Below are 18,765 nucleotides of genomic sequence, written 5' to 3'. Positions count from 1 at the left end.
ATCTCACCATCCGCACAATACAGACTACCTTCGGCGTCGCAGCCTTGTCAGTGAGCTGTACCTTAGCTAACGGCACGGACCAAATTAAACGAACATGACTTACTTCACGGATGAACAGGTAGCTGCCAGAGAACTGCGCGACGCCGCTCACCACGAAGCGGGCCACAAGATGCTTCACGAGTACTTCGGCGGCGCTGGCGACGCTGTCCTACGGAAGAACGAGAGCGGGAATCCAGACGAGAGAGCGTGGCTCGGCGATTTCCGTCCCCGGATGTGCCCAGAGGCGAAACGGAAGGCGACGCTGGCGAATGGAATTGCTGTTCCCGAACTGCCCGGTAACTGGAAGATACTCGTCGGCATGGCTGGTTTGTTGGCAGAGGAAATTCTGAACGGTGAAACGGATGATGTCAGCGCTATGGCTGATAACATGTTCTTCAGGATTTCCTTTGGAGAGGCCTCGGATTCTGACCTCGCTCAAATCGGTGTCACCGACATCGACAACTGCGAATTGAGCTATGAGGTTATCGAGGAGGCGGTGCAGCTTCTGCTGCCAAGAGTGGGCGCTCGTCCAGGAGGCGGCCGAGTATCTAATTGAGGAGGCGGCCAAGTACCCAGGCTGGGCGTGACGCGGTCGCGCACGCCTGAATTTGCGCGCTTTCATCTGATTGCTTTTTAGTTGGTCACCGGAATACACGGCTCCATAACACAGTCACGACAGCCACGAAAATCATTCTGAGAGAGACTTCATGGTAGGTATCTAGCGAATTAATTGGCGGAGACTCCCGAGCGGGTAGGCCCCGGAGGGCCCGAACTTTGCGGCGCAACCACGCCGAACGTGCTGCGTGAGCGAATGCCCTCTCGGCCTCTCGCGGCAGGTCCGTGGCAACATCAAATTCCCTGCCGTCTATGTACCCCGACAACGAATACTGACCTGAGGGCCGTTGCGTCATCCAGGCCTCATAGCCCCATGCAAAGACGTGGGTCATCTTCGCCTCCTTCGTCGACATCGCAAGTTTCGCAATGAGTTGGTATCCGATATTGAAGCGGATTGGTCCATCAGCGCTGACTGTCCCGGATACGAAAGACAGTACTTGCTGGACGACGCTTGACCCAGCCTCGAGTGTGTTTCGGTGTTCGTGCGCGACGCACCTTCGCTTTGACCAAACGTTCGAGCGTCCCAGACGGCATGGTGAGAATCGTATCCACCACATCAGGCGCGAGCATGCAAATCATCATTGCCATACGCGAAATTATTTTCTCCGCTTTAGCTTTAAGGCCTTTCGTGGGTCGCCCAACATTAATGCGGCGGTAGCGGATGCGAGCACCATCTTTCCCACCAACGCGTAGGTAAGTAGCATCGATGTCGAACGCCAGGGTCGTCAGGTCCACGTGGCGAAGCTTCGCGGCATCGGCTGGCAACCAGCCCTCAGAAAGAACATCGTGGATTGCCCAAGGACATTCCGACGGGAACGAATCGTGTCCGTTTTCAGTCGTCGCCTGAGCGAGTGCGTCCGACCATATCAACTGGAACATTCGGGGTTCATCAATCTGCGCACGCAGGCTCGGTGAGTCGTCCAGAATTTCGGTCGCATCTAGCCGCCGCGCTTCAATCATTGCCAAACGACTGCCTGTGCACTCGGCTGGCAGGTAGTGCCACTTGAGTAGATAGGCGAGCAGGACCGACATCTGTTTGGTGAGCTCACGCGGTTCGGCCTTCGCGATATCCTCAATCTCATCGGCAAGGTGCTCGATGTCCAGCAGGTCAAATCGACGTTCCCGCAGAAATCGGGCTTGTTCAAAAGCCCACGCGGAGACATCCTCGTCATAGGTTGGCATCTGAACTCCTTCATAAACATCACCCGCACCCTGCCGGAACGAAAGTCATCTCCGAATGATTGCAACCACAAGGACGATGCCAGCTATTAGTCCGAGCACCGTCGCAAACCGGGCGAGCCATAGGACGACGCAATCGACATTTTTCTGCGAAGTTGCAAACCGAAATAGCCATTTCATAGTTGCCTCGACCGGCTCGGACGTCGGATTCGCATAGCGAGTTCGGCCTTATAGGCCGAGAGGGTCCTTGTCTTCGGTTTGCGAATCTAAATATTCTTTGGCGGCGCACTTCCTATCGCTCTTGTATTTCTCGACAGATGCATCGTCAATGGCATAGTCTCCGTTCTCTGTGGGAATGCCAGTTATCTTGCCGCGTTCAAGCAATAGCCTTACGTGTGGGCGACTTACGAAGAGGTACTTGGCTGCTTCTGCGATGTTCATGTCCAGTCTCCGAGGCCACCCTGCCGCATGCGAGGCCAATGTCAACAAACCTCGGACTCCAAAGCAGGCGGCTGCGGGCCGCGTTGCTTAGAAATCCAGATGTCAAAAGTGACGGTAGCGAATTCACGTCGTACGCCTTGGAGGAGTCGCATCTCGACGTAGTCCACTGCATGCTCGATGTCGAATGTGAGGCCTCTTCGAGCCGCGCCGACGCCTGTTTGCCGGATGCTGTTGGTCCGCTGGTAAGCTGTTGCGCTCACGTCAAGGGATTGCAACGTTCAAAGTCTTGGGTACCGCGCCGGAGCAGAATCCCGGGCGCGGCGCCTTCTGGAAATCATAGGAAATCACCACGGTTCCGTTCATCTGAAAATCCGCGGGACCAATATGACGAGCACGAGGACCACGCCGAGCAACGCTATCGCCCCGCCGAACCACTTCGCAACACAGTCGATGTTCTTCTGCGATGAAGCGAATCGGGTTAGCCACTTCATGTTGGTGCACCTGGTCAATGTCGATGGCATTACCCGTCGCCAGCGAGGAAATCGAACCAATCCCACGAATAAACACAGTCCATAGGCATCGGGTCTTCTTCAATTAGCGGACGAGTCGAGTAAGCGATACGTTTCTGAAACATGCTTCGCGCCGGTTCCGGTATCTCCCGGAGGCGAATATATGGAACGTTACCGGCTACACGTACAGGAACATCAAGTTTCCGGGGACGTGGAGGCAGTTCCTCTTTTCCTGTCAACGCCACCGAAATTGCGCGAGCTACGAGGTCCCACACGGTCGTGGAGTAGCGTGGATAATCAAGCAAGCCTGCGCTTCCGATACCGCCCTGCCCATCCTCGTGTAGTTCGACCCGGTAGTCCGCGAGCGCACCATTCCTGATTCGCCCAATATCTGCGGCCGCGAACGCGTTGCGACCACTTTCGCGCCCGCCTGGCCAGATTTCGACAATTACTTTCAGCATGTTGCGGTACCTCCGCGACGTATATCGCGCGGGAAGTTACGAACTTGCACCGCGACGTCTGTGGATTTGCTTCGCTCCGTTTCACCAATGAGGAATGCTATGCGTTGTAGTTTTTGTGCATCTCAGTAAGCCAATTTCGAATGTGCTGCTGAGCGCCTACATCGCTGATGCCTCGCGCCGAGTCTAGAAGCAAGAAATTCTGGATAAGCTCGCCCGGCTCAAGACAAAAATGTTAGGCACCGTCGACTGAATCATCGATTGCTACCACGCGGATGCGATTCATGACGTATCGATGAATCGGTCTCTGAGTCGAGGCGCGGTTTCCATGAGTTCCCGCTTCAGTTCTGATTTGGATGAGCCCAAACTCCGGGCAGTGCTAGAGCAGACACTTCCAGGTCGACATCCATCGGATAGTGTTTGAGCAGACCAGTCGCAACTGTCTCAATCAGACCCGAGATACTCACGGCGTCGGCTCTCGCAAGCAATAGCAAAAAGTCGCGCGTTTCGATAACCGCCTTCGTCCGCGCATCTGGTGTCGTCATATCAGCTTCGTCAATTGCATCCCGAAAAGTATCTTGCGACTTCCGCATGTCCGCTTCTCCTCAGTGCATTGCAGTAAAATCCCTTAGTAATACGAATGGGTTTTGGCGGGCGAGCGTTATGCCATCCAGGTGCAATCAGCCAAGTTCGCGGTCGGCGAGTGCTCGTCTGGCGTCACCGACCACAGTCCGTGTCATGTCCTCGAACGTGCGGATTCCATATCCTGCGCACCACTATCCCAAACGTAGTCGGCCTGTTCCGAATCGCCGGGATTGCTTTGCAACTCATAGACCTGACCGGATTGAGTCACGCCGCGCATCGTCAATAAGTCAAACTCGACGACGACAGAGCTGACGCGTCCCGCGAAGCCGGATGAGTCGGCACCTACGAAATGACACGTGTCTCCGTCGACCTCAAAAAATCTCCAAAACATCAGGTCAACGCTTGGTTGCTCTTCTACTGACCCCATTGTCCGGAACGACATGCTCGCCTCCGTGGCTTTGTTTTCTCAGCCAAATCGCTTGGACACCGCCGGATGCGGGTCTAACGTAGTGCAGAAAACGGAAGCAAATACGTCTGCTTTCATTCTAGGGCAAACAGTCGAAATGGCAAGGCGATAGTTGCAGAACGCTCACTGCAAGCGTTCTGCAACCGCAGACCGACCGACCGCAATCAGGTCGTCGTAATCGATGTAGCGGTCAAGGCTCAAGCTGCCGAGCGCGAGGATGCTTTGGAGGAATTCAGGGAGGGAGATGTTTCCTTGGTCGATGTGCGAGGCCAGCGTCTTCTCGGTCAGGCTGGCGCCGAGTTGGACCATACGCAGCGTCAGGTCGTCGACCGATACGGCAGGATGCCTAGATAACTCCGCTTCCAAAACCGCTGTAGCGCGGACCTCCCAGCTATCCGACCGGGAAATGGCTTCGAGCCATAGTCGGGGCATCTTGGAATGCGTAACATGCAGAATCTGCAGCAGCATCGACAGCTTCACTCGTCCACGCATCACACGAAGTGCAAGCGACCGCGCACTCTCAGTGACCCCCACGGTTTGCAGCGCCGTTGCGAGTTCAGCGTATCCAATCCCTTTTCGCGCGAGGATGACGCGTACGACACGCGCAGCCATATCCGCCCAACAGGTGTCGACGTGACTCACAGGGCTCCTTGCAATCGCACAATGTTGGACTAAACTAAAACGAAGTAAAAATCGCCGAATTCTTTCTACGCAGTAGATGCTTTTTACTAGCCAATCTCGGAAAAGAAGGGCGGCAACAAAACAATTCTACTGTGTTCCAGAGTCGGGACGAAAGCGAGGATGCGGTGTGAGGGTGACCCTACGAACGTGCAGCGTCTCAGACGGCGGGGACGACACTTCGGGAGACAAGAAAAGCAGGAAAATCGAGAAAGCCAAAGTGGGCGAACGAAGAGCGAGGACGAGCGAAAACTCGTGCAGAACTTGCTGAACGAAAAGTGTCAGTGTACAATGTGCCCCTATTTTACCCTTAAATGCGCGTTTGTCAACAGAGGCAAGACCGGACGAAGCGCCGCGCGCACTGTCGTGTTTCCAGACCAGAAAAATGGGGTGGCGTCGCAGTCGAGATTTTGGAGGTAGTAGCGCTGAACCAACTTCGCAAATAAAAACGGGGCAAAGAGAGTTCCAGTCCCTTTGCCCCGCTTCCGGCAGACCCAATAAGGGCCTCTCCGTCACTTCTTGCGTGCGTAGGGTCTCACATTGGGGTCGCATTGTCAACTCTTGTCTGCTCGTTTTGCAGGCTCAGGGGGGAATTGCTCGCCCCTGATTTTGTGTGGGACCCGTATTATGAACACGCCCCTCAGCCGTGGCGCCGACCGCGCTTACCTGTCGCGCGGTGAGCTTTGCGCCCTCGATGCGTTGAGCCTCGATACCCTGCGTCGTCGATTGCCTCATCAGACCTGCTTCGCTGAACGCGCCAACGTATTTGCCGCGAACGTGGGCCACTGCGTTTTTGAGTGCGCTCCTTCACTCTTGTCCGTCCAAGACCGGTTCGGCGTCAATGGGGGACTCGTATGAGCACCGAAATCGTGAACTCGACCGAGAGCGTTGAGGCGCCACTGCAGCTGTCCACGTACTTAGCGCAGCCAGGCGAAAATCCGGCCCTCTCGCGCGCTCCTGCGCTGAAGACGAGCGCAGAGGCGGCTGCGGCCATTCAATTCCTGCCTGACTTCTTGCCCGACAGCGGAATCGAGCCCGACAACCGCATTCTGATACCGACGAACGTTCATCGCCGTCTCTTCATGGACGTCGCGCAGTCGGTGAGGGCGAGCGCCATCGAGCGTGACCTTTCCAATCCAGCATATCGCTCCAAGGTAATTGCCGCGCACCGCTTCATCAACCATCGGCGAGACACGCATGGGCACTCGGTGCTCGCCTCGGACGTGACCATCCCAAACGTATCGACGAAAGTCCATCTGGTCGTTGTGCCAAACGGCATTGGCCAGCATGCACTCATCAGCGCCTGCCAGCGTGTCTTTCAAACAGAGAACATGCTCTTCGAGGTTCCGCTTGAGGGGCGCCCAAAAGGCATCCGGTTCGCTCGAATGGACACTATCACCGCCCCCTTTCCACCTGACGGTAACCCCGCCAAGTTTGGCCGTACGCTCGTGAAGCAAGTCTCGCCCATCTTCGACGTAAGACACGCGTTAAAAGCCATACGAGAAGACGAAGTCGGCACGGCGGTGCAGTCCCTGCTTCTATCGTTGAACGTCGGCATGGTCATCGTCGGTCCCGTGTCGCATCACATGTCCAAATCCCGGGTGGCCGCGGGCATGTGGTCGATGCTGGGACAAATTGCAGCGGCGACAGGCATTCCATTCGTCATCGTCGGAACCGCCGGGGCTGCAATCAATCTTCTCGAACAAGGCGACGCTGAAGCGGCGCTGACATCGCGCGGAGTCTACTGCATCGACCCGTTCCCGCTCAACTCTACCAAGTGGGAGCTTACGGCCGGCTCGGTCTGGCTGAAATACTTCCGCGCGGCAGGCGCAGAGCCGTTTGCGTGGTTCACATCTGCGCTGCATGCCGTGAGCCTCGGCCGGGTCGAGCTTGCATTTAAGGTCGGGGCCTTCGTCGCCGGGACGTGGTCAACAGGCGGCAAGGTCGAGCTCTCCAAGGCGCAGTTCATTGCATACGCCTATCAGGCGCTCCTGTTGCAGCAACCGATGCTGGAAGCGGTGCGTCGCGCACAGCGCGCTGGTACTTTCACGCTCGGTCGTATCCGGTGGTTCAGCGATTGGCTCCAACTCCCTGCGGTTGTGCAGTCTGTTCTTGCTCTTGACGGCGACAACGATTCTGACAAGGCTCGCGCCATCATGACGGCAGCCGCACTCCTGGAGAAACTGATGAAGGACGCGAACCGCGCAATCCAACCGGCTGGCACGCCGTCTGCCAAAGAGCTTCAAAAGGCGGCTACATGAGCACGTACACTTTCTTCGCAGCCGCGGAAAGCGAGAGCGCCTGTTCCATACTCAAAATGGTCGCACAAACAACAGATTCTCGAGATGCGAAGGCAGCGTACGCGTCGTTTTATCGGCACGCGTGTCCTCTCGTCAACTCGCTGCCATGTAGAGCCAGTCGGTTCTGCGCGATAACCGAAAACTCCTATGGCCCCCCAGCCGTCGTCCTGGCCGCCAACAGCCTTGCCGAGTGGCATGCCGTTGGAATGACCGCTCTGTCGCGTGAAGCCCTCATGCAAGCGCTGACCGACGGCTGGGTCCGTACTCCATGTCCTTCGTTCGATGCGCTCTGTCAATGCGGTAACCGTACGGAGCTACTGTGCCCTGAATGTGCGCGTATTGATGCCCAAGTCCTCGGCCGAGTGGCGAACCACACCGCTCATTGCATCGATTACGTAACGCGATGCGTTCACCATGACACGCTTCTGGAGTGTGGCGGTGCTGGAAGCCGCCTTGAGGCGCTACTCATACATTCTGGTTCTGAGGCTGCGCACCGGAACTCGGCGCGGTACGCACAGTTCGCGACCGAACTCACGACGCACTCATTCGATAGTCAAACCGCTTGGTCGGAAGTGACACGACTTCTCACCGAGCGCCGCTACCTCCTTGATTCCGGCCGTTGGAATCTGGCCAGCCTGCGGCGTGACTTCCAACGGTTCTTCTCCTCTGGCTTCGAAGACCCGCGGCTCTTTCATATCACCGAAGGCGGAGACTATGTCGAATCCGCTGTCCGCAAAGCAGCGCGAGGGCGCCCCATCCATCCGACCATGATTGTTCTGCTTGCCATGTTCGGGACCGGGGCGGACCGATTGCCCGTGCGGTTGCAAAGCGCTCGACCGGTTGCGCCGGAGACGACGAAGGAGCAGTGGGAGCTCGAGGAGCACCGGTCTCAGTGGCTTTCTACGTGCGCACAAAATCCGAACGTTTCTCGCTCATCGATTCGTCGTCTCGCTCCGGCGGCGTGGGCGTGGTTGTATCGCAATGACGAAGCGTGGTTAAAGCGCAACCAGGCACCGACGATTCGTCGGCATGGAGGGAGGAGGCAGAAGGTTGCGCCGACTGCTGTCGAGACTTTCGTCTCATCAACGCAAGAAGATTATCGGGCCTCGAAACGTGGCAGGCCGCCGCTTCCGTCTGCGTATCAGACCCGACTCGCGTTCGGAATGCGCGACCACGCGTTCGCTCTGCTCTCGGAGCGGCTCGGCGGGGCTGGCCCCTTCGCCCAGACTCCTGGCCGGAAACGCGTTTTCGTTGCGGGCAGAGAGGCGAATGCGTTGAACGTGGTCGCTCCGGGGTCTTTCGCTCAAGCGGACACTTCTGTCGCGCGCATCGCCAACCTTCGTCCGGAAACCCTCCGCGCGCACGCCAAACGCTAACGGGCCGCAGGCCCAGCAATCGATGACAAATTTGAAACTCCCCAGCGCCTACTTCCCGATTGAAGAGGGTGAACTACTGACGAAGTATTTTTCGAGAACCAGTGCCAATGCTCATCACGATGTCCTGACCGCTGCCTGGTATGCGCCGAGTGGCCTCGACCGCTACATCGAGCCGTTCAAAGACGTAATCGGAACGTTTGAGGACCTTCGCGGCCACCACACGTTCCTGCCTTTGCAACTGAGGACGACTAACCCGGAGCAAGCCGACACAATAATCAAACACACCCGGCACAAGTACGCGGGCGGAATACTGGCACCGCTGGGAATGAATGGTCCAAATGGCGGTCGGTTTCAGGTGCTCCCCACCATGTGCCCTGAATGCGCGCAGTCGAACATAGCCCTCTGCGGTACACCATTTTGGAACCGAGCCAACATGGTGCCGGGACTGTTGTTTTGCTCCGAGCATAAGCGCCCTTTCGAGGTCGGATGCGAAGGATGCGCGGTCACACAAGACCACAACAAGCTCGTTTGGCCCGGCCAGCACTGTGGCTGCGGCCTCAGGCCACTTGAGGAAGTATCGAAGATGTCGTCTTCCCAGCAGGAGCATGAGGTGGAGCTACATCGGGTCACGAAGCTGCTGCTCAATCCGGATTACATGCCAGGTTTCACCCGCGACGCCATTGCAGAAGTCGCCCGACGTCGCAGCCAAGAACTGGGGCTTATCGAAGATGACGTGATGCAGACGGAACTGGCCCACGACCACCTTTCGCAACATTCGATGAAGAGACTCTTAGAAAGGTCCGGAATTCTGTCCACCGGGGGCCTTTCATGTGACCACGTCACGGGAAAGCTTGTTTACCTAAATCCGTTGCAAAGCACTGTGCTGCTGATGGCGCTTTTCGACGATTGGAGTGACGTCGAGAACGCCGTCGAGGAAATCAATGCAGGCGACATTCAACTCAAGCCCCTGAATCCAAAGCCGGGAAAAAAGCTCCTCGAGCCGGAGCCTCTCAACTATCACACGCTTCGACAGAGGATGTATATGGAAAGGAATCGCGGGTGGTTGAGAGCGAGGGAACAACTCAAATACATCGCGGTTCGCGAAAAAAATCCGCATCTCAATCATGCGGGGATTCGGCTCGAGGTGGGATGCCCCAGACATTGGGCGCCTACGGTCGAATCGCTGAAGGCCGCTGGAGAGAGCGTGCCAACAATCATCTTTGACCCTGAAAAGAACGAGGTGATTGACCGGCTACTATCAGAGCGAGTAGTCAGTGTCGCGCTTGAACTTGCTTACAGTAAATGCGAGAAGCGAGTTTCGGTGGACAGGCTTCTTGCCGGCACCATCCTCTCCAAAAATACGCAATACCGTCATCTCTACCCGCTGACCGACGAAGCGCTGACGAGATACACCGAGAGCCATGATGACTGGTGCGCGCGGGTCGGTCGACCGCTCTCCAAGAACGCAGCAGGAAGAGCCCGCGCGCGCGAAAAGAGCAATAGGACGAGCCCGGGTCCACGGAAGAACCAACGGCATTCGGACCAGAGCTCGGTGTCGCCCCTTGTCGACTTTCTGTTGTCCAGCGATGGAGAGCAAGACGCGTCCGAGGCGGCGCTGGGGTTTGAATGATGGAGGCGTGTCATGCGAAAACTTCCGGATGAGCAACCAGCGTTCGACCCCGCCGTCGACGTTTACGAAGAGCGTCCCCGCAAGCCTCGGGCTTCGGGATATCGTCGTCAGCCGTATATCCGTGAGACTGCGAGCACCGCGACGAAGTCTGAGGCTGAGCAGACCAATTCTGGCTGCACTCCAGAACACGCCACGCTAATCGAGCAGACCGACTTCCATATCTTCGATTTGCCACGTCCCTTCGCGATGCCTCCAGGCCTTGAGGTCGAGCCGTTCGATGAATACAACTGGGAGACTGGGGAGAGGTACGAATCGATACTGGAAGCACGGACGCCATCACTAGCCACGCGCGGGGTGTTGCCAAGCTTGAAAGAAAACCGGGTACTCCAGGCCCTATCGATGGGCGAATTCACAATCCAGCTCGCGTTGATGTTCCACCCATATGTGGTCGATATTCGTGAGCAGTATCCGTACTACACCGACGAAGCGTATCTACGGGCGCTGGCCGGTGGCAAGAAGATGAACCGCTCGGACCTGCTCACGTTTGACTTGGTGCTTACGTATTGGCATCCAAAGCTTCGCACGCTGCGCTACCACGTCGTCAGCGTTAAACATGCCCGTTACGTCCTTGAGAAGAAGGATGAGGACCGGACAATCAAGGAACGTACGCTTTCCGCTGGCCGGCACTGGACGTGGGAGATGCTGCGTTCGAACGCGATTCCGAGCCGAGAACTCGGGAACTTCGCCGCGCTGTGGTCAATGGCAAAGAGCCAGAAGGTCCGCCACCTGTACGAGCCTTCTCGAAGTTTTGCAGACAACCTGATGTCCCACAGCGTTCGCGGAACCTTACACGCAGTGCTGGAGCGCCGCGCAAGCAGCATGGGCGTCAGCATGAACACGGCCGTTCATCTTTTCGTGTCGGCCGTGTCGCACGGATTCGTCACGTTGGACCACTCCAAGCGCGTTGACGCGCGACTCTCGATTCCGCTCGCTTAAACCTCTTCATTCAGGCCGGCGCTTCAGCCGGCCGTGCTTCAAGGAGAAACTCATGCGCTCGCATATCATGCCTCCCGCGGCGAAGGAGAGCTCGCCCGTTCCTCCGCCTCGCATCATTACGGACGAAGCTTTCGCAGCGCGCATCATTGAAAGCTACCATCGGCGAGCTTGGCCCTCCGGGCTGGTTCCGATGAAACTGTTTGCCCGCAGACGAGATAACGGGGGTTTCTTCTATCGGGCGGTAACGTGGGACGCGCACAATCGCCACCTCTACGTGCTCCGACTGGTGGCCGGAAGCGGAAGCAGCACGCTCTATGGCGGTGGGCATTGGGAACGCTGGAATCTCGATGACGCTGATGACCCATTGAGCGACGTCTATTCCATCTCCGACATCTTCACGCCAGATGAAATCCAAAGAGAGTCCATTCCTGTCTCCGAGGCGAGCTTGGTTGGCCTTGAGCGTCGGAAGTCTATCGTCAAGGCCTATTCGGATGTCACGGTCGACTACAACGGTGCGCCGAAGGACATGTTCAATCCGTTCATCTTGAGCGACCCGACCGCCAGGGCGGAGGCGCTGCGTCACGTCTGGCAGAACATGGGACAGCAACCAGGTTATCAGACCACAATCCTCGAGTATTTCCACAGACACTGCGCTTACGGTGGCGTACCGCGCGCACTGATTAAACGAACCTCGCTTAGAGGTGGGGGAGGCAAACAGCGCACAGCGGTAAACACCCGTCGCCCCGGCCCGAGAACGCGGTTGGAAAAAATCGCTGACGACAAGACCGAGTATTTGGGGCATCCACGGATGATGCGCAAAACACATGTGCGTCCGGCAGACTTCGCCAAGTTCGTCGTGGCTATCGAAAAATACTACATCGGCGAAAGGATGACGCTCATCAATACGTACAGCGCGATGGTGAGCGACCAGTATGGGAAGTATCCCGAGCGCTTGATTCCCCGTTGGAAGCAGTTCCTCTACCACGTCAACACATACATCCTCGCAGCGACCGACGCCAAGCGAAGACAACTCGGCCGTCGGCTTTCGCGAAAGTATCTATCCTCGAAGTCTGGGCAGGCGACACACCTGACTCTGGACATGAGTCTCGAAATCGTTGACGTTGATGGCTTCGTTGCCAAGGTACCTGTTGCTGCGCTTGTTGCCGGCAAGATTGAACCCATCTTCGTGACCATCATTTTCGCGGTTTCCCGGCGAACGGGAGCTGTGGTCGGGTATGAAATCGCGATGGGAGGAGAGGACAATGAATCATTCCGGCGATGCATAGCTTCCATCTATATTGACAAAGCCAAACGTGCACGCGAACTCGGCCTTCGCGACGTCAATGACTTGGTGCACGGTTCAATCGATGGTGTCTTCGTCGATAACGGCGCGGGTGCAAGCGACCCTGTTATCGCCACGGCGTGCAAGGAGATGCATCTCATCATGTATTTGGCGCCCCCGGCAGCAGGCGAAAAAAAGGGAACCGGTGAGAGCCTGAACGGCATCATGTTGCGGTTGATGTCAGAAGCTCCCGGTGCCTACACGCGGCAACAAGCCTTGCTTTCGAAAGACCTTCGAGACCGCGCAAGAAAGGAAAAGCCCATCACGGTCGAGCAATTGGAAGAGTTGGTCTTGGTGGCTATCCAGCACGTCAACCGCTTTTCGAAGAAGCGCCATCTGCGAAGCGAAACCATGCGCATGAACGGCTGCCACCATATCAATCCGACTACTCTCTGGGGGTACCACCAGGCCGCACGCATCGGCGACCAAAAGGTCGAACTGACCGAGCAGGAGGCTTGGGAGAAGTTTATCCCGTGGTGTCCCGGTACAGTTCGCGGCGGGAAGGTTGGTTACCTCTCGAAACGGTGGAGGTCTGATGAACTCGATGACCACTACGATGACTTTATGGCTTCTCGGGCTAGCAAGTCAGAGCAGATGAAAATCGAGTACAAGCGTGTCGGAGTTCATGCAACGACGCTACAGTGGCGGGACAATCGCGGCAACCGCGGGGAGTTGGGACTTGTGCGGGAAGACGAGTTCATGGTCGAAAAAGTCACTTGGAAAGCTCTTGAGCTTCGTAACTGGGATGACGCTGCACTCGCGGTAGAGGATGAGGTTGAGCAAGGTAGGCATCGCCACAAGGCAAACACTCTCACCAACAAGGCGCAGAAGAAGGTGGACGACCACCAGCGGCGCTCGAACAAGGCGCTCGATACGGTCCTCGAAGCCGAGACGATTCGCGGAGCTCGCAAGAACGCGAAGGTGAGGCAGGATAGGAAGCGCTTTGCTAGAGCGGAGGGTTCGACAGCGAATGTTGACGAGGCACAGGAGCAGTTCGAGGCTGTGAAGTCGGAAGTGTTCCTCACCGAAGATGGCACGGTCGTCGTCGACGCTGATTTCGACGATGAATACGATGCAATTTTGGCCGCACATTTGCGCGCCGCGTCGCAGCGCCTTGGCGCGTAGGCGTCGCGCCCTGCTTCTCTAAGCGGGGCCGCGTGCCCGTACTCCAGTGAGCTTCTCAACGCTTACCGCAGGGCCGGGGCCGTTCGACCGCACGCTTCCGACGCGGCCGGTAGGCTTCCGGGGAGGCACCGTTGGGCCCCTACCGATAAGTCGTCGCCTGAACTGTGACGGCATTTTGGGCAGCCCTTCGCCTCGCGATGTCAAAAATATTTAGCAAGCAATTGTTTTTAAACGATATTTTTTCATCTCGAACAAAAAATTTGCGAGCCCAAGTCACGCCGCCCTATCATTATAAATAGCGCTCTGTGACAAGGAATGAGCAATGCGTGACCACGTACTTGAACTGCTGTCTAGTGAGGGGCCGCAGTTGAGCGGCCAGCTTGCTGTCGGCCTTGAAAAATGGCTGGGCATCACGCCGGCGGCAGCGAGAAAGAAAGTCGAACGACGAAGCAAGTCGGTACGCGAGCTGAAACTGCCGTTCGCGCGCAAGGCAAAGTTCCTGTATACGGCGGCGCAATACGGGAGCGATAAATTCTGGAGGCGATTAGCCGAGGCGCTCGAGGAAGGTAACGGTGCATATGCGCGAGTGATTCGAGCTCTCAGAGCGCGTGGCGGCCTTCTTCCGCTGGCACACCTCGCATCTGCGGCAGGTATCTCGTCCGGCGACCGCCAAATCTCCTTCGAACGTGTTTGGCAGGACCTTGTGGCCACTGAGCTGTTTCAGACCATCGAGGTACCTGGTTTAGGCGAGTGCTTTGCTTTCGCGAAGAAGGACGCCTCTCTCGAAGAACTGCTCCCTGAAGTCCGCGCTCGACTGATTGCTGAGACCGTGCTGCTCCAGTCTGTTCAGGACTGGGCGGCAAGACTTGCGTTCGGTAGCTACGGGACATTTAAGCAGCGGAGCAACCAACAGGGTGCCGCACCTACTGTCTCCATTTTTCAGTGGGATTTGACGGCGCCGTCATATGTCAGTGCACTGGCAACTTGGAGTAACGGTCGCCCGAATCCCGGTTTCATGGTTTTGGACGTGCTCTTGAAGGAGGAGGTCGGGTTGAGCGACCTCCTGCCGTTCATCTACAAGTGCAAAACGCTACGCCAGGTGCATAAAACTCGCACCCTGCAATTCTTCGTCGCCCACCAATACAGCCGCGAAGCCCTCGACGCAATCCGCCGCGAAGGAATCATCCCCGCGACAACAGAGTCGTTGTTCGGTACCGACGTGGCCCGTGCGCTGATGGAATTGACCGCCACGCTTGCGCAAGTAGCAACACAAGCAATCGACCCCGAGAAGTTCTCTAGGTTGTTCGAAAAGCTCGGCAAGGTCGAGGGTGCAGCCGGCACGCTCCGCGGGGCGCTGTTCGAATTCGTCGTCGCAGATGTTATGCGAAGGTCGGTGGCCGGCGCTAGCATCGACATGAACAAGATTTATCGCAAGGACGGCAAAGACATTGCGGAAGTCGACGTCCGGGTAGTTGTGCCACGCCAGGAGATTCGATTCATTGAATGCAAAGGGCTAATACCTGGCAACCTATTGCCAGACAACGAAATTGAGGCCTGGCTGACCAAGCGCATCCCGAACGTCCGGAAACAGACGAACGATAATCCGGAGTTCCAGAATCTCAAGCTCACCTTCGAACTCTGGCTCACTGGAGAGCTTTCTGCGGAAGCTCAAAGAAGAATCGCGGAAGTGCAGGCGACCGTGCGCCCGAACCTCTACACCGTTAAAGTCATGCTCGCTCGAGACATCGAAGAGTCGGTGAAGAGATTCCCGGACCTTCAAGGGGTCGTGAAGCAGCACTTCCTGGAGCATCCGACGGCGGCGCCGATTGATGTTATCAATCCGGTTTCGAAGCGGAAGATTTCTCAGGCCGCGGCCAGGTTTTCACACCTCGCGCATAGCGATTATGGAAGCGAGCCCACCGGCGCTGACCAAAGCGCAGCCTGACGAGCCCGTGCTTAAGCATAACTATTCGAACTGCGCCAACTGAGCGAATTTTTTCGGGTGCAACGTGGGCTCATTCTCGGTCGCGGTGTTGGAGGCGGGAAGTGCCATTGATTTATAAGGATTTTTCGAATCCTTAAGGACAATTAGCGCCTTTAAGGGCAATTGTTAGAACCTGCCAGTATCGGAGCGCGCGCTGACCTCGGTCGGCGTGCTCCTAAGCCGGCCCAAAGACCACTGCCCCCACGCTTGCAACATGCGTAAAACTCCGAACAAACCGATACACCTGATCCCCGACCTCTAGCCTGTTCACCCCAGCTCGCGTCAGTTCAAGTATCTCGTCAGCCACGCCTACTGCGATAGTTCCCTGGCGACCCAACGGATTCTCCTCATCCCCCGGGTCACCAACATAAACTGAACACACCCCGGCCTCGTGCCGCATCATCACGACGGACTTCCCTTTGTCCAGCGCGAGGTCGAGGTATTTGATCAGAGCCAGCAGAGACTCCGGCGTCGCGTCCTGCGGACTGTTCACCAGCTCGGAAGAAGTAGTCATTTCGCTGTCCCTGTCGAAGGTGCCTGTCCTGAAGAAGGAAGCTCGCACGGCTCCACTATAAGCAGCCATCCGCAGATTCGGAACATGTTTGCGCGGACATTTGCCGCGAGACGAGCTGCCGCCAGCTGAGTCGTCAACCGGCAAGCACCCACCCGCGCCCCATCGAAAATCCTCGTCATCGTTCAGAAAGGTTGCATCCAATTTACTTTCAAACGATAATGATTCGCATTAATATTCGTAATATTTCCGGCGCACCATGGTCCAAACCGGTCCGTATCGCGCCGAGCTGGCGTTCGGTACGGGGAAAATCTTCATGCATGGCGGTATGCGGTACAACCTTTTGGCGACTCGACGTAGACGAAACTGGATCGGCACACTACTCGCGGCGAGCGTGATCACCACTTCCGCGCAGGCGGCGGACACGGCCGAGACGCCCGACAGCACCGCGAAAGCAAACGCAGACAGCAGCGTCAAAAGTGGCGCGAAAGCCACCGCAAGCACCACCGCGGACAACGCCAGCCAACTCGCCCCGGTGAAAGTCATCAGCGAGAAGTCCAAACATTTCGCTCCCTCGAGCATCGAAACCGGCCCCTACAAGGGCCTCGACGCGCTCGACGTGCCCGCAACCGTCAACGTGGTGACGCGCGATGTGATGGACGCCCAAGGCGATACCGGTCTCTACGACGCGCTGCGCAACGTAGCCGGCGTAACTCGCCTGCAGTTGAACGGTCTGGCGTACGACAATCTCGCGATCCGCGGCATCGCGCTCGACAACCGCTCGAGCTACTACATCGACGGCATCCTGCCGATCGACAACAACGTCTGGATGCCGATGGAAGACAAGGAGCGCGTCGAAGTCCTGAAGGGCGCGTCGGCGCTCTACTACGGCTTCACCGTTCCAGCCGGCGTCGTCAACATGGTCATGAAGCGGGCGGGCGTCGAGCCCGTCACGAGCGTGACGGCGCTCGCCGACTCGAACGGTTCGTACGGCGTCGCGGTCGATCTCTCCCGGCGCTTCGGACAGGACAACCAGTTCGGCATTCGCGTCAACGCGATGGACGAACACGTCGAGACGCCGATTGACGGCGATCGCGGCTACCGCAAGTTTGTCAGTGCCGCGCTCGACTGGAAACTGAACAGCAAGCTCAAGCTGCAATACGACTTCGAGCACGTCGAATCGAGCATCGTTGAACAGGCGGGTATCGTGCCGCTCACCGCAAAGAACGGCGTTATCACCCTGCCGGCGATACCCGATCCGTCGAAGCTGCTGGTCAGCAACGCGCATCCGACCAGATCGAGCGCCGATACCCAGCTGCTGCGCGCCGACTACGCGCTGTCCGAAAACTGGAACGTGGACTTCTCGATCGGCCAGTCGATCACACGGCGGGACCGTTGGGCCTGGGTGTTCCAGAAGTACAGCGTTGCGACGGGCGCCGGCAGCTTGCAAGCCAGCGAGCAGAACGGCCAGATGTACGAGAACAAAAACGTGCGGCTCGAAACGACCGGTGCGTTCAAGACGGGCCCGATCGGTCACACGCTGACGGCCGGCGTCATGCAGAACTGGTTGTTCCAGCCGGACTTCACGACCTACTTCTACACAGCGAGCCAGAATCTCTACGACCCCGTGTCGATCACGAAGCTGACCGCGAGCGGCACGCCGAAGCAGTTCTACGCGCAGCACATCCGCAACAGCGGCGTGTACCTGTTCGACCAGGTCGACCTGACCTCGCGTCTGCAATTCATCGCTGGCGTGCGCCGCTCCGAATATATGAGTTCGCAGCTGGGCACGCCGAGCCAGGACATCAACAGGACGTCGCCGTCCGGCAGCCTCAGCTATCGCCTCACGCCCAACACGAGCGTCTATGCGAGCTACGTCGAGGCGCTCGAGTCGGCCGGCAGTGCACCGTCCACGGCTGCAAACGCCAATCAGATCCTGCCAGCGGCCGTGAGCCGGCAGGAGGAAGTGGGCGTCCGCACCCGGCTGGCGGACCGTGCGCTGGTGTCGCTCGCGCTCTTCAATCTGCGTCAGCCCTCGGCCGATACGAATGCCGACAACGTCTACGTCATGGACGGCAACGCACGTTTTCGCGGCATCGAGTTTTCGGTGCAGGGCGATGTGACGAAGGACATTTCGTTGACGGCGTCGACGGTCTATCTCGACGCGAAGCAACTCGACTCGTCGGATTCGACGCTGGTCGGCAAGACGCCGGAAAACACACCGCACGTCACGGCGAGTCTGTTCGCCGAATATCGCGTGCCGGTGCTCGCAGGCCTGTCGGTCAACGGCGGGATGTACTACGTGGGGCCGCGTCCGGTGAACAGCGCCGATCAGGCGTGGATCGGCGGCGCCACGATTTACACCGCGGGCTTGCGTTACGCGACGCGTGTGTACGGCAAGCGCGTGTCGTTCCAGGCGAATCTGGAAAACGCCACCAACAAGCGCTACTGGAGCGCGGCGGGTTCGAATCAGCTCGCGGTCGGCCTCGGCCGCACGCTCGAACTCACATCCACCATCGACTTTTGATCAA

General features: G+C 57.6%; 15 protein-coding genes. 8 read left to right on the top strand and 7 right to left on the bottom strand.

Annotation, left to right across the window (positions count from 1 at the left end):
• The first annotated feature begins 94 nt into the window (after window positions 1-94).
• Window positions 95-595, top strand: coding sequence for a hypothetical protein (locus tag BUS06_RS02105; RefSeq protein WP_167379355.1), 501 nt, complete (start codon window positions 95-97; stop codon window positions 593-595).
• A gap of 461 nt (window positions 596-1,056) precedes the next feature.
• Here the strand turns inward: BUS06_RS02105 and BUS06_RS02095 are convergent, their stop codons facing one another.
• The 6 genes from BUS06_RS02095 to BUS06_RS02070 form a co-directional block, all read right to left on the bottom strand.
• Entirely contained in the window at window positions 1,057-1,836 is a 780-nt protein-coding gene (locus tag BUS06_RS02095; protein ID WP_074262762.1) for a DUF29 domain-containing protein, read from the bottom strand.
• A 225-nt stretch (window positions 1,837-2,061) separates the two neighbouring features.
• Entirely contained in the window at window positions 2,062-2,274 is a 213-nt protein-coding gene (locus BUS06_RS02090) for a MerR family transcriptional regulator (protein WP_074262761.1), read from the bottom strand.
• 520 nt (window positions 2,275-2,794) lie between these two features.
• Window positions 2,795-3,244, bottom strand: a complete 450-nt coding sequence (locus BUS06_RS02085; protein ID WP_074262760.1) for a hypothetical protein — start codon at window positions 3,242-3,244, stop codon at window positions 2,795-2,797.
• 338 nt (window positions 3,245-3,582) lie between these two features.
• Window positions 3,583-3,834 carry a BPSL0761 family protein gene (locus BUS06_RS02080; RefSeq protein ID WP_254368720.1) on the bottom strand — a complete coding sequence of 84 codons (252 nt, stop codon included), beginning with the start codon at window positions 3,832-3,834 and terminating at the stop codon, window positions 3,583-3,585.
• Window positions 3,835-3,977: 143 nt separating this feature from the next.
• Entirely contained in the window at window positions 3,978-4,268 is a 291-nt protein-coding gene (locus BUS06_RS02075) for a hypothetical protein (protein ID WP_083611331.1), read from the bottom strand.
• A gap of 147 nt (window positions 4,269-4,415) precedes the next feature.
• On the bottom strand, window positions 4,416-4,934 hold the full coding sequence (locus BUS06_RS02070; protein WP_143787440.1) for a DUF6471 domain-containing protein: 519 nt from the start codon (window positions 4,932-4,934) through the stop codon (window positions 4,416-4,418).
• 890 nt (window positions 4,935-5,824) lie between these two features.
• Between BUS06_RS02070 and BUS06_RS02065 the strand changes: the two genes are divergently transcribed.
• The 6 genes from BUS06_RS02065 to BUS06_RS02040 all read left to right on the top strand — a co-directional run bounded on the left by BUS06_RS02065 (window position 5,825) and on the right by BUS06_RS02040 (window position 15,684).
• Window positions 5,825-7,231 (top strand): hypothetical protein, encoded by a 1,407-nt coding sequence (locus BUS06_RS02065; RefSeq protein ID WP_074262758.1) that lies wholly within the window; start codon window positions 5,825-5,827, stop codon window positions 7,229-7,231.
• A 611-nt stretch (window positions 7,232-7,842) separates the two neighbouring features.
• A complete protein-coding gene (locus BUS06_RS37715) occupies window positions 7,843-8,646 on the top strand; it encodes a TnsD family Tn7-like transposition protein (protein ID WP_167379360.1) in 804 nt (267 codons plus the stop codon).
• 22 nt (window positions 8,647-8,668) lie between these two features.
• Window positions 8,669-10,276, top strand: a complete 1,608-nt coding sequence (locus BUS06_RS02055; protein ID WP_074262756.1) for a hypothetical protein — start codon at window positions 8,669-8,671, stop codon at window positions 10,274-10,276.
• 12 nt (window positions 10,277-10,288) lie between these two features.
• Window positions 10,289-11,272 carry a PDDEXK family nuclease gene (locus BUS06_RS02050; protein WP_074262755.1) on the top strand — a complete coding sequence of 328 codons (984 nt, stop codon included), beginning with the start codon at window positions 10,289-10,291 and terminating at the stop codon, window positions 11,270-11,272.
• A 52-nt stretch (window positions 11,273-11,324) separates the two neighbouring features.
• Complete coding sequence (locus tag BUS06_RS02045; protein ID WP_074262754.1) at window positions 11,325-13,739, top strand: hypothetical protein; 2,415 nt, start codon at window positions 11,325-11,327, stop codon at window positions 13,737-13,739.
• Between the two features lie 322 nt (window positions 13,740-14,061).
• A complete protein-coding gene (locus tag BUS06_RS02040; protein ID WP_074262753.1) occupies window positions 14,062-15,684 on the top strand; it encodes a hypothetical protein in 1,623 nt (540 codons plus the stop codon).
• Window positions 15,685-15,898: 214 nt separating this feature from the next.
• Here BUS06_RS02040 and BUS06_RS02035 read toward each other — a convergent pair whose 3' ends face one another.
• Entirely contained in the window at window positions 15,899-16,237 is a 339-nt protein-coding gene (locus BUS06_RS02035) for a hypothetical protein (RefSeq protein ID WP_074265864.1), read from the bottom strand.
• A gap of 256 nt (window positions 16,238-16,493) precedes the next feature.
• Here BUS06_RS02035 and BUS06_RS02030 point away from each other — a divergent pair, with 256 nt between their 5' ends.
• Window positions 16,494-18,761, top strand: a complete 2,268-nt coding sequence (locus BUS06_RS02030) for a TonB-dependent receptor (RefSeq protein ID WP_254368719.1) — start codon at window positions 16,494-16,496, stop codon at window positions 18,759-18,761.
• Window positions 18,762-18,765: the final 4 nt, after the last annotated feature.

The sequence above is a fragment of the Paraburkholderia phenazinium genome (genome assembly GCF_900141745.1).
Classification (GTDB): Bacteria; Pseudomonadota; Gammaproteobacteria; order Burkholderiales; family Burkholderiaceae; genus Paraburkholderia; species Paraburkholderia phenazinium_B.
The sequence above is the reverse complement of the archived record's forward strand: the minus strand, read 5'-3'. Positions and strand labels throughout refer to the sequence as shown.